This window comes from Olleya sp. KJ81-1, assembly GCF_055808135.1.
Genome location: NZ_CM147854.1, coordinates 2,644,201 through 2,656,797, shown reverse-complemented (window position 1 = coordinate 2,656,797; position 12,597 = coordinate 2,644,201). Strand labels below are relative to the sequence as shown.

At 34.8% G+C, this 12,597-nt stretch carries 8 protein-coding genes; 3 read left to right on the top strand and 5 right to left on the bottom strand.

All coding sequences use genetic code 11. From position 1 onward, the window contains the following. Positions 1 to 29 precede the first annotated feature (29 nt). Positions 30 to 1,148 carry a 3-isopropylmalate dehydrogenase gene (leuB, locus tag AC0L3M_RS12520; RefSeq protein WP_473432511.1) on the top strand — a complete coding sequence of 373 codons (1,119 nt, stop codon included), beginning with the start codon at positions 30 to 32 and terminating at the stop codon, positions 1,146 to 1,148. Between the two features lie 134 nt (positions 1,149 to 1,282). Here the strand turns inward: leuB and AC0L3M_RS12515 are convergent, their stop codons facing one another. Genes AC0L3M_RS12515 through AC0L3M_RS12505 form a run of 3 tightly spaced genes read right to left on the bottom strand, consistent with a single transcriptional unit; the run spans position 1,283 to position 3,873 of the window. Beyond that, positions 1,283 to 2,530, bottom strand: coding sequence for an ammonium transporter (locus AC0L3M_RS12515; RefSeq protein ID WP_473430978.1), 1,248 nt, complete (start codon positions 2,528 to 2,530; stop codon positions 1,283 to 1,285). 5 nt (positions 2,531 to 2,535) lie between these two features. After that, a complete protein-coding gene (locus AC0L3M_RS12510; protein ID WP_090836999.1) occupies positions 2,536 to 2,874 on the bottom strand; it encodes a P-II family nitrogen regulator in 339 nt (112 codons plus the stop codon). Between the two features lie 12 nt (positions 2,875 to 2,886). After that, positions 2,887 to 3,873 (bottom strand): outer membrane beta-barrel protein, encoded by a 987-nt coding sequence (locus AC0L3M_RS12505; RefSeq protein WP_473430977.1) that lies wholly within the window; start codon positions 3,871 to 3,873, stop codon positions 2,887 to 2,889. A gap of 445 nt (positions 3,874 to 4,318) precedes the next feature. On the opposite strand from AC0L3M_RS12505, the gene gltB reads away from it, so the two are divergent. Next, on the top strand, positions 4,319 to 8,815 hold the full coding sequence (gene gltB, locus AC0L3M_RS12500; RefSeq protein ID WP_473430976.1) for a glutamate synthase large subunit: 4,497 nt from the start codon (positions 4,319 to 4,321) through the stop codon (positions 8,813 to 8,815). A 3-nt stretch (positions 8,816 to 8,818) separates the two neighbouring features. Next, entirely contained in the window at positions 8,819 to 10,285 is a 1,467-nt protein-coding gene (locus AC0L3M_RS12495; RefSeq protein ID WP_473430975.1) for a glutamate synthase subunit beta, read from the top strand. A gap of 428 nt (positions 10,286 to 10,713) precedes the next feature. Here AC0L3M_RS12495 and AC0L3M_RS12490 read toward each other — a convergent pair whose 3' ends face one another. Both AC0L3M_RS12490 and argH read right to left on the bottom strand, forming a co-directional pair. Next, entirely contained in the window at positions 10,714 to 11,010 is a 297-nt protein-coding gene (locus tag AC0L3M_RS12490) for a GIY-YIG nuclease family protein (protein ID WP_473430974.1), read from the bottom strand. 235 nt (positions 11,011 to 11,245) lie between these two features. Continuing rightward, positions 11,246 to 12,520, bottom strand: coding sequence for an argininosuccinate lyase (gene argH / locus AC0L3M_RS12485; RefSeq protein ID WP_473430973.1), 1,275 nt, complete (start codon positions 12,518 to 12,520; stop codon positions 11,246 to 11,248). Positions 12,521 to 12,597: the final 77 nt, after the last annotated feature.

Below are 12,597 nucleotides of genomic sequence, written 5' to 3'. Positions count from 1 at the left end.
AAGCCAAAAAAAATACTAATAATTATACTATGAAATTAAACATAGCAGTTTTACCTGGTGATGGTATAGGTCCAGAAGTGACTAATCAATCTATAAAAGTTTTAAAAGCTATCGCTTTAGAATTTGATCACACCTTTTTATTTAAGGAAGCTCCTGTTGGCGCAATTGCAATTGACCAACACAACAACCCACTACCGGATAACACTTTGGATTTGTGCAAGTCTAGTGATGCCATTTTATTTGGGGCGATTGGAGATCCTAAATATGATAACGATCCAACAGCAAAAATAAGACCCGAACAAGGCTTATTAAAACTTAGAAAAGAACTTGGTTTATACGCAAACATAAGACCTGTAAAAGCATACGACATGCTTTTAGACAAATCGCCTCTAAAACAACACATTATAGAAGGTACAGATATTAGTATCTACAGAGAGTTGACAGGCGGAATTTACTTTGGCAAAAAACACTTAAGCGAAGACGGAAATACAGCATCTGATTTATGCGAATATTCTAAACACGAAATAGAACGCATCGCGCATTTAGCATTTAAAAACGCACAAAGCAGAAAGAAAAAGGTAACACTAGTTGATAAAGCTAATGTTTTAGAAACCTCTAGATTATGGCGCAAAGTTGTTACCGACCTAGCAAAAGACTATCCAGATGTGACCTTAGACTTTTTATTTGTGGATAATGCTGCCATGCAAATAATTTTAAATCCAAAACAGTTTGATGTTATTTTGACCGAAAACTTATTTGGAGACGTTATAAGTGACGAAGCTAGTGTAATTGGTGGTTCTATTGGACTATTAGCATCAGCCTCCATTGGAGACAAATACGCCATGTTTGAACCTATACACGGATCTTACCCGCAAGCAACTGGAAAAGGGATTGCAAATCCAATTGCATCTATATTAAGTGCGGCAATGCTTTTAGAACATTTTGACTTACACGAAGAAGCTAAATTAATAAAAGAAGGGGTGGAAAAATCTTTAAAATTAGAAATCACAACGCCAGATTTAAACGCATCATATACTAATGTTTCCACCGCTAAGGTTGGAGATTTTATTGCCGATTTTATAAGTAATCCAAATGATACGAATATTAATTTCAACAATATTCACTTAGGACAATCTACGATTATTTAACATTGTTTTTTTAGTCTAAAAAAAGCTCAGCAATTAAATTGCCGAGCTTTTTTTGTTTTAAATTATTTATAATTAGCCACAAAAAAACCTGAAAACAAAATGTCTTCAGGTTTTTTCAACAAATTAACTAAAGCTTAATGTTCATTTAATCTAAAGTCTGGATAAGCATCCATTCCATGCTCATGAGCATCAAGTCCTTCTAATTCCTCTTTTTCAGAAACTCTAATTCCAACTGTTTTCTTCATTATAAAAATAATTAAAAATGAAGACACAATACATATTGCTGCGTAAGACCCAACACCAATTAACTGGCTAAAAAATTGCGACCCACTAGCTAAATCTCCAAATATACCAACTGCTAAAGTTCCCCAAATTCCACAAGCCAAATGCACAGCAATTGCCCCAACCGGATCATCTAGTTTTAATTTATCTATTAATGATACTGCAAAAACAATTATTGCTCCAGCAATTGCACCAATTAATATAGCATCTGTCGGACTCATTTGATCTGCTCCAGCAGTAATTCCAACTAAACCTCCCAAAATACCATTTAAAAACATGGTTAAATCAAGGTTTTTATAAAGCGTTGTAGATACCAAAGCTGCTACAACACCTCCTGCTGCTGCTGCAAGACAAGTAGTTACAAGTGTTAGCGATGTTAAACTTGGATCGGCAGATAACACAGACCCACCATTAAACCCAAACCACCCAAGCCAAAGTATTAAAACTCCTGCAGTTGCTAATGGTATATTGTGTCCAGGAATCGCCTGAAGCTTTCCGTTTTTAAATTTCCCAATTCTTGGACCTAATAAGCAAACAGCAACTAACGCTGCCCATCCACCAACAGAGTGTACTAAAGTTGATCCTGCAAAGTCATAAAAAGGTGTTTCTAAACTGTCCAAAAATCCACCTCCCCATTTCCAAGAACCTGCAATTGGATATACTAAACCTACATATATAATAGTAAAAACCATAAATGGTCCTATTTTCATACGTTCAGCAACTGCTCCAGAGACTATAGTTGCAGCTGTTGCAGCAAACATCCCTTGAAACAAGAAGTCTGTCCAGTACGTATAACCTTCGTTATAAGCTAGGTCTAAAATTGCTTTTCCTGTTTCTGTATCAATTACAGTTGGAGATTCTAATCCAAAACCTGCAAAACCAATAAACCCATTAAATTCTCCAGGATACATTAAGTTGAAACCTACTAAACAATAAAGCAATAGTCCAACCGTGATTATAAATATGTTTTTAAATAAAATGTTTAGTGTGTTTTTTTGTCTCGTTAGTCCTATTTCCAAAAATGCAAAACCTAAATGCATAAAGAAAACCAGTGCTGTACAGATCATCATCCATACGTTATTTGTAGTAAGTAATTCCATGTTTTTTATTTTAAAGTGTTTCCTCCTTTTGCTCCTGTTCGTATTCTATAAACCTCATCAATTTGCGAGACAAATATTTTACCATCACCAACTTCTCCGGTAGACCCTGATTCTAAAATGGCTTTTATGGTTACTTCTTCAAAATCATCATTAACAACTATTGATAAATAGCGTCTTTGTATATCACTTGTACTATAAGAAACCCCTCTGTACACATGACCTTCTTTTTCGTTACCTAAACCTGTAACATCCCAATAAGAGAAGAAGTTTACGCCAACTTCATGCAATGCATTTTTAACTGCAGAAAATTTAGATTTTCTGATTATTGCTTCTACTTTTTTCATAATTAGTTTTTGTTAGAATTTATATATCGCTGCCAAAACAAAAGAACCTAAGCTTTTTGTTGCCATTAAATCTGTATCAATAAAATCGTCTTCAGAACTACTATCAAATCTAAATTCTGGTTTAATAATTAAGTCTTCGTCAATAACTAAGCTTCCTGTAAGCGTTAACCCAATAATACTTGGGTCATCATCTACAGATTCGCTTTGAGTTTGAAAATATTCTCCTCTTAATCCAATTGTAAATGTGTCGCTAAGACCATATTGTGGATATAAGTCTACTCCATAAAAACCTTCGCCATCACTGTCTGCATAGGCAGCGTTAATACCAATAAAAAAATCGTCTGAAGCATCAAAACCTCCAGTGTAGTCTACTTCAAAACCTAGTCCTGCATCATCGTATAGCAGATTTAAAAATTGTCCACTATATCCCAATTGCGCACCAACAGCGTAGCTTCCATCTGGATTGAACTCTGTTACATCTGTCTGGTTAAAAACACCTAGCATTAAACTGAAATCTTCAGATAATGTAAAATCTGCTTTTATACCTGTATGAGAAAATGGCCCATTTGAAAATAAATAAGACGTACTATAATTAAAATTTCCTGCTGGTGCAATAACCTCGTAACCTAAAAAGGTATTAAACTTACCTAATGTTAATTTTGTGTTTTCGCTAATATTATAAAAAGCAAACAATTGATTTAATACGGTTGCACTAGCCTCATCTCCTCTTGGACCAAAAACCAAATCTGCAACTGCTCCAACACGACCTTTCTCGTAGGATGCAATTATATTTCCCATTCCTAATGAAAATCCAGCAGTATTTGCAAAAGACGTTGTTGGAGCAATTTGATTTTCATCATTTGGCGCTGTTAAATTGGTTCTATGGTATGCATCCACACTACCTTCAATAGCAAACTTTTTTTCTAGTGTATTAGCATCTTCTTGGGCAAACAATGTTGTTGCAACCAAAAGAAGCGATAGAGTCAGTAATTGTTTCATAAAGATTGGTATTAAATTGGTTGGTTAATATCTCAAATCTATGTTAAAATTTATTTAACCCCTAAAAAACACGGGTTTACATCTTTATTTTTATTATAATTTCAATTTTACCCCTATTTTTTATAGGGTGTCGCAAATTACACGTCTATTTTTTAATAATATCGTATCATACAATTTGAGTAATTATTATAAAAACTGATATTATTTTGAGCTTTCTTTAGTTTTTTAAATTTTACGCAAACGTTTTCGCAATAAAAAGACCTATTTAACACATATTCCTCTTTGATGATTTATTAGTTTAATCCACATAAAATTATTTATAGTGTATTATATAATAGTCTAAATCAGAATTTCGGAAAAGTGTTTCTACTTTTTTCAAATTCCATTACTAGCGTGTATCTTACAGTTGTAATAAGGCACAAAAAGCCTTTAAATTTTACTTATTATGCTTAAAAAACAAGGACTTTATTTACCGGAATTTGAACACGATAATTGTGGTGCAGGATTTATATGTAGTTTAACCGGAAAACGATCTAACGATATTATCCATAAAGCGCTTGAAATATTAGTAAAATTAGAGCATCGTGGCGCTGTAAGTTCCGATGGAGTAACTGGAGATGGTGCAGGTATTTTAATTGATATTCCGCATAAATTCTTCAAGATTTTCTGTGAGTTTGATTTACCTGAAGCTGGAGAGTACGCAGTCAGTAATGTTTTCTTGCCAAGAAAGGAAAACCAACGTCAATATTGTATTGATATTTTTGAAAAAGAAATACAAAATCAAGGCCTTAAATTAATTGGTTGGAGAGACGTACCAGTTAACAGTAAAGTTTTAGGTGAAATTGCAAAAGTAACAGAACCTTTTGTAAAACAAATTTTTATAGGAAAGGCTAGCGATGCCCAAACCGAAAGAGAATTCAACATAAAATTATATGCTGCACGAAAAATTGCAGAACACACTATATATGATTCTAAATTATCCGAATCAAAATTCTTCTACCTACCAAGTCTATCTACTAAAATCATAATATTTAAAGGCTTACTAATGCCAGAACATATTAACGAATATTATTTAGACTTATTCAATTCGGCTTTAGACACTAGACTAGCATTAGTACACCAGCGTTTTTCCACTAATACATTTCCAACTTGGGATTTAGCACAACCGTTTAGATATATCTGTCATAATGGAGAAATAAATACGGTTAGAGGTAATGTATCACGTATGTTTTCTCGTGAAGAGATCATGGAAAGCCCATTATTTGGAGATGATATTAAAAAAATAATCCCTACTATCTTAATAGGGAAATCAGATTCTGCAACCCTAGACATGGTGGTTGAGTTACTATTAATGACAGGACGTTCGCTTCCAGAAGCGATGATGATGCTAGTTCCCGAAGCTTGGGAGAAAAACCCACACATGTCGGATTCTAAAAAAGCATTTTACGAATACAACTCCTGCCTAATGGAACCTTGGGACGGACCAGCTTCAATCCCATTTACAGACGGTAATTTTATAGGTGCTGTTTTGGACCGTAACGGATTACGACCATCACGATACACAGTTACCAAACAAGGAAATGTTATTATGTCTTCAGAAACTGGCGTTGTAGATATTGCTCCAGAAAACATAGAATTCCATGGTCGTTTAGAACCAGGAAAAATGTTTTTAGTTAACATGAGCGAAGGGCGCATTGTTAATGATGAAGAAATTAAAGAAGAAATAGCTGCAAAACACCCATACAGACAATGGTTAAACGAAAATCTAATACATCTTAGAGATATTGAAGCTAAAGAAGGACATATTAAATATGACGAAATAGAACTTAAAAAACGTGAAGTCGTTTTTGGCTATACGGAAGAAGATTTAAACACCATTATTCGTCCTATGGCACAATTAGGAAAAGAGCCTATTGGATCCATGGGAAGCGATACACCAATTGCAATTTTATCAGAAAGACCACAATTAATTTACAACTACTTCAAACAGTTATTTGCTCAAGTCACCAATCCGCCTTTAGATGGTATTAGAGAAGAGTTAATTACAGATATAAGCTTAACACTAGGTAGTGACGTCAATATATTTGACATCAATGCAGAACACTGTAAAAAATTAAAAATCCAAAATCCAGTTATCTCTAAACACGATTTAGATAAGATTAGAGATTATGATACTAATCCTGATTTTAAAGTCGAATCTATTTCGATGTTATACGAAGTAAATCGTGGATTAAATGAGCTTGAAGTCGCACTAGAAAACTTAGTCACTAAAGCTTCTAAAGCTATTGATAATGGCGCAAACATTATTATTTTATCAGATCGATTTGTAGACGAAAATCACGCACCAATTCCAGCACTTTTAGCTTGCTCTTACGTTAATCATGCGTTACACAAGTTAAAAAAACGCTCTAGAATTAGCTTAATTATTGAATCTGCAGAACCTCGTGAAGTACACCACTTTGCACTACTATTTGGTTATGGTGCAAGTGCTGTAAATCCATACATTGTAAACGAAATTGTACAAGAGCAAGTCAACAATGCAGATCTTACAGATTTAGAATATTTAGCTGCCATTAAAAACTACAACAAAGCAGTTGGAAAAGGAATTTTAAAAGTAATGAACAAGATTGGAATCTCCACCTTAAACTCTTATCGTGGCTCTCAATTGTTTGAATGTATCGGAATTAAAACCTCAACAGTCGAAAAATATTTTCCAAACACACCAACGCGTATTCAAGGTATTGGCTTAAGAGAAATAGAACAAGAAATTGTGAAACGCCACAAAAGGGCTTTTCATAAAAATACAGAACCACAAATTGAAGTTGGAGGAGATTATAGATGGAGACGTGGACAAGAAAAGCACATGTTTAACCCATTAACAGTTGCCAAACTTCAGGAATCGGTAAGAACCAATAAAGCATCTACATTTAAGGAATTTTCAGAATTAGTCAATAATCAATCTAAAAACCTAATGACTATCAGAGGCTTATTTGAATTTGATCAATTTGACCCAATTCCATTAGAAGAAGTAGAACCTTGGACAGAAATTGTAAAACGTTTCAAAACAGGAGCCATGTCTTATGGTTCGATTAGTAAAGAAGCACACGAAAATTTAGCGGTTGCCATGAACAGAATTGGAGGAAAATCTAACTCTGGTGAAGGTGGAGAAGACCAAGAACGTTTCTATAAAAGCTCACAAGGAGACTGGAGAAACTCAGCAATCAAGCAAGTCGCTTCTGGACGTTTTGGAGTGACTTCAAATTACTTAACAAGCGCAAGCGAAATTCAGATAAAAATAGCACAAGGTGCAAAACCTGGAGAAGGTGGTCAATTACCAGGACCAAAAGTAAATCCGGAAATTGCAAAAACAAGAAACTCGACACCTTATGTTGGTTTAATTTCACCACCACCTCATCACGACATTTACTCTATTGAAGATTTATCGCAATTAATTTACGATGTAAAATCAGCAAACAGAGAAGCTAGAATTAATGTAAAACTAGTATCAGAAATTGGAGTCGGTACAGTTGCAGCGGGAGTTGCTAAAGCAAAAGCAGACGTTATTTTAATTGCTGGTTTTGATGGTGGGACAGGTGCAACACCTTTAACCTCACAAAAACACACTGGTTTACCTTGGGAACTTGGTGTTGCAGAAGCACAGCAAACTTTAGTAATGAATGACCTTAGAAATCGTGTGGTTTTAGAATGTGACGGACAATTAAAAACAGGTCGTGATGTAGCTATTGCTTGTCTATTAGGAGCTGAAGAATTTGGTTTTGCTACTGCGCCTTTAGTAGCTTCAGGATGTATCATGATGCGTGTATGCCACTTAAACACCTGTCCAGTTGGAATTGCAACTCAAAATCCAGAACTACGTAAAAAATTTAAAGGAAAACCAGAACACGTCGTTAACTACATGTATTTTGTAGCACAAGAATTACGCGAGATTATGGCAAAATTAGGATTTAGAACTATTAATGAAATGGTTGGACAATCTCAAAAACTAAACAGAAATAAAGCTATAGATCATTACAAATCTTCAGGAATTGACTTAACACCAATCTTACACAAAGTAGAAGTCGCGGAAGATGTGCAATTATACAACACGTATTGTCAAGACCACAACTTGAATGTGCACTTAGATTTTAAAATAATCAAACAAGCACACCAAGCTTTATTTAGAAGACAAAAAACAAACTTAGCCATGCCTATTACAAATATAGATAGAGCAGTTGGAGCGATAATAAGTAACGAAATTTCGAAAATTTATGGGGCAGATGGTTTACCAAAAGACACAATAGATATTGACTTTACAGGTTCTGCAGGACAAAGTTTTGGAGCTTTTGCAACCAAAGGTTTAAAATTCACCGTGCACGGAAATACAAATGATTACTTAGGTAAAGGTTTATCAGGTGCTAAATTAATTATTAAAGTGCCAGAAAAATGCACCATTGTTCCGGAAGACAATATTATTACAGGAAACGTAACGCTGTATGGCGCAACCTCTGGAGAAGTTTATATAAACGGTAAAGCTGGCGAGCGTTTTTGTGTTAGAAATTCTGGCGCACAAGCAGTAGTTGAAGGTATTGGAGATCACGGCTGCGAGTATATGACTGGTGGAGTTGCTGTTATTCTTGGTACTGTAGGTCGAAACTTTGGAGCAGGAATGAGCGGAGGAGTTGCTTATGTTTTAGATGAAAAAGGAACCTTCAAACAAAACTGCAATTCCGAAGATTTAAATATCGATCCAATTGAAAACGAAGCTGACACGATTCAGTTAAAACAATTAATCGAAAATCATTTTGAAGCAACAGGAAGCCCGTTAGCAGAACGTATTTTAAAAGACTGGAACAATTACCTTCCTAAGTTTAAAAAAGTGTTGCCAGAAGAGTACAGACAAGCCTTAGTGAGATTAGAACAAGAACAACTAGAATTAGCTTAAATTATGGGAAAGATAACAGGATTTTTAGAGTTTAAGCGTGAGAACGAAAGTTATATCGCGCCAGAAAAACGCATAGAAAATTACAAAGAATTTACGGTTCCTTTACCAGAAAACCACTTGAAAGAACAAGGCGCACGCTGTATGGATTGCGGAATTCCGTTTTGCCACAGTGGTTGTCCGCTAGGGAATTTAATTCCAGATTTTAACGATAAAGTTTATCAAGGAAAATGGAAAGAAGCTGCTGAAATCTTACACAAAACCAACAACTTCCCAGAGTTTACAGGACGTTTATGCCCAGCACCTTGCGAAGAAGCTTGTGTTTTAGGTATTAATGAAGACCCAGTAACTATAGAAAATATTGAAAAAAACATAGTAGAAACCGCCTTTAATGAAGGTTGGATTACTGCACAGCCACCAAAAGTTAGAACCGAAAAAACCGTTGCTGTTATAGGCTCTGGACCAGCGGGATTAGCTGCTGCGCAACAATTAAATCGCGCAGGGCACACTGTTACTGTTTTTGAACGTGACGAAAAAGTAGGAGGCTTATTACGTTATGGTATCCCAGATTTTAAAATGGAGAAGAACGTGATTGACAGACGTGTTGCTGTTTTAGAAGAAGAAGGTATTATTTTTAAAACCAATGCACATGTTGGTGTTAATGTGGATGCAAACAAACTGAAAGATGACTTTGATGCTGTTGTGTTATGTGGAGGCGCTACAGTAAGACGAAGCATTCCTATTCCTGGAGCAGACTTGAAAGGCGTGACTCAAGCGATGGATTTTTTAAAACTAAATAATCAATACGTAGATGGTTTAGTAGATTTTAAAGACGTGATTTCTGCAAAAGGAAAAGACATTATCGTAATTGGTGGTGGAGATACAGGAAGTGATTGTATAGGAACGTCTAATCGTCATGGCGCAACTTCTGTGACTAATTTTGAGATTTTAAGCAAACCTTCTGAAGGCAGACCAGCAAATCAACCTTGGCCTTACTGGCCTATGAAGTTAAAAACAACCTCATCGCACCAAGAAGGTGTCGAGCGTTTTTTTAGCATTTCAACAAAAGAGTTTATTGGCGACAAAAAAGGAAACTTAAAAGGCTTAAAAACAGTTGAAGTCGAATGGATTTTTACTCCAGGAGAACGACCACAACTTAAAGAAGTTCCAAATACCGAAAAAGAATGGAAATGCGACATCGCATTATTAGCACTTGGATTTACAGGCGCTGAAAAAACTTTAGCTGATCAGTTTGGTTTAAAAATGGATTTTAGAACCAATATTGAAGCTGCAACAAAGGATTACAAAACAAATATCCCTGGTGTTTTTGCAGCTGGAGACATGCGTCGTGGACAATCATTAATTGTTTGGGCTATTTCTGAAGGAAGACAAGCTGCACATCATATTGACACGTATTTAATGGGAGAATCTAGCTTACCTTTAAAAGATGATAGCGATTTGCCTCGTGTTTAATATATTGAAAGTCGCTTAAGCTAAAAAAGCAAACTACTAAACTCAATTAAGAAGATTGCTTCGTTCCTCGCAATGACATACAGGACGTCATTACGAGGAGGAACGACGAAGTAATCTGTTTAATTAAAGCAAGAAAACTCTTTAAAACAAAAATTTTAAAAAAATTAGAGAGATTGATCCATTCCTCGCAATGACATACAGCACGTCATTGCGAGGAGGTACGACGAAGTAATCTGTTTAACTGAAACAAAAAAAAAAAAAACAATACTTAAATACAATCAAAAGATTGCTTCGTTCCTCGCAATGACACACAACACGTCATTACGAGGAGGCACGACGAAGTAATCTACTCAAATAAAAAACAAAATACTTTAAGAAAAACACCAAGTTTTGAAAGATTGCTTCGTACCTCGCAATGACAACACTAATTAAAAATTAAACAACCAGCCTTCACTTAAATCATTCCAATTTGGATTTTCTAAATTAATTAAACCTTCCTTCCTTTTCCTATTACCTGCTTTTAATTGTTTTTCTCTAATAATTGCCAAATTAATATCATCAAATTCTTCAAAATAAACTAGTTTTTGGCAATTATACCTTGATGCAAAACCTTTATAAACTTTTGTTTTATGTTGATATATGCGTTTTATTAGATGACTTGTTACACCTATATAAATTACAGTATTGTTTTTATTAGTCAAAAAATAAATATGAGACTTTTTCATATTTAAAGATAGAAATTTTGGTTTATACCTATTGTTTTTTCGAAATAAACCCGGATTTACTGATGATTAACAGAAAAACTGAAGAGATTGCTTCGTTCCTCGCAATGACATACAGCACGTCATTACGAGGAGGTACGACGAAGTAATCTGTTTAACTGAAACAAAAAACACAAAAAAAACAATACTTAAATACATTCAAAAGATTGCTTCGTTCCTCGCAATGACGAAAATAATGTTACTCAGGATACTTCCCACGAATTCCATCCAAACACAAATTACCAATACTACCAACATGCGTGTGTTGTTTAGATGTATCTGGCTCATAAGTTCCGTTTTCCACTTCGCCTCCAATTTTTTGATACGCTTCTCTAAAAGGCATACCTTCTACTACTAAAGTATTAATATTATCTACTGTAAATAGGTATTGATACTTTGCATCGTTTAAGTCTATTTCTTTTACAACAACTTGCTGAATGGCGTAATTAAAAATATCTAATAAGTCTTTTACATCTTCAATTGCTGCAATAATATTCTCTTTTAACAACTGAAAATCTCTATGGTATCCACTTGGCAAATTATTGGTAATCAAAACCATTTCAGTATGCAATGCTTGAATCTTATTGGCTTTCCCTCTAATTAATTCAAACACATCAGGATTCTTTTTATGTGGCATAATACTACTTCCTGTTGTTAACTCGTCGGGAAAAGCAATAAAGCCAAAATTCTGACTATTATACACACAAATATCCATTGCAAAACGTGCTAACGTATTACACACACTACCTAAAGCTAAAGCGATGGTACGTTCGCTTTTCCCTCTACTCATTTGCGCAGCAACAACGTTGTATTTTAAAGTAGCAAAGTTTAATTCTTTAGTCGTTAATTCTCTATCAATAGGAAACGAACTTCCGTAACCAGCAGCAGAACCTAGTGGATTTTGATCTACGGTCTTCAAGGCTGCATTTAACAAGTATACATCATCAATTAAAACCTCAGCATATGCAGAAAACCACAACCCAAATGAAGATGGCATTGCCACTTGTAAATGCGTATAACCAGGAAGCAAAGCGTCTTTATGCATTTCAGCCAAACCTAAAAGCGTATCAAAAAACGTTTTTGTTTTCTGATTGATTTCCTTTAAACTCTCTTTGTAATACAGCTGAAGCGCAACTAAAACTTGATCGTTTCTAGATCGTGCTGTGTGGATTTTCTTTCCGACATCACCTAAGGTTTTAGTCAGCTCATATTCAATTTTAGAATGTACATCTTCAAAGGACGCTTCGATAACAAAGGTTCCGTTTTCTATAGTTTCCGCAATAGCGTGCAAACCATTTTTAAGCTGTCCTAATTCTTCCGAAGAAACAATGCCAATAGACTCCAACATTATTGCATGCGCTAAAGATGCTTGCACATCGTACTTTGCAATATGTAAATCAATTTCTCTATCGTTTCCAACAGTAAATTGCTCTATTTTTTTATCGATACTAATTCCTTTGTCCCAGAGTTTCATAATTTTATTTTTTATTGTCATTGCGAGGAAGAATGACGAAGCAATCTGTTCCTTAAACATGAGATTGCTTCACTATG

Bases quoted from the DNA above. Each gene is read 5' to 3' on its own strand.
- argH (WP_473430973.1), bottom strand. From the start codon at position 12,520: ATGAAACTCTGGGACAAAGGAATTAGTATCGATAAAAAAATAGAGCAA.
- AC0L3M_RS12490 (WP_473430974.1), bottom strand. From the start codon at position 11,010: ATGAAAAAGTCTCATATTTATTTTTTGACTAATAAAAACAATACTGTA.
- leuB (WP_473432511.1), top strand. From the start codon at position 30: ATGAAATTAAACATAGCAGTTTTACCTGGTGATGGTATAGGTCCAGAA.
- AC0L3M_RS12510 (WP_090836999.1), bottom strand. From the start codon at position 2,874: ATGAAAAAAGTAGAAGCAATAATCAGAAAATCTAAATTTTCTGCAGTT.
- gltB (WP_473430976.1), top strand. From the start codon at position 4,319: ATGCTTAAAAAACAAGGACTTTATTTACCGGAATTTGAACACGATAAT.
- AC0L3M_RS12515 (WP_473430978.1), bottom strand. From the start codon at position 2,530: ATGGAATTACTTACTACAAATAACGTATGGATGATGATCTGTACAGCA.
- AC0L3M_RS12505 (WP_473430977.1), bottom strand. From the start codon at position 3,873: ATGAAACAATTACTGACTCTATCGCTTCTTTTGGTTGCAACAACATTG.
- AC0L3M_RS12495 (WP_473430975.1), top strand. From the start codon at position 8,819: ATGGGAAAGATAACAGGATTTTTAGAGTTTAAGCGTGAGAACGAAAGT.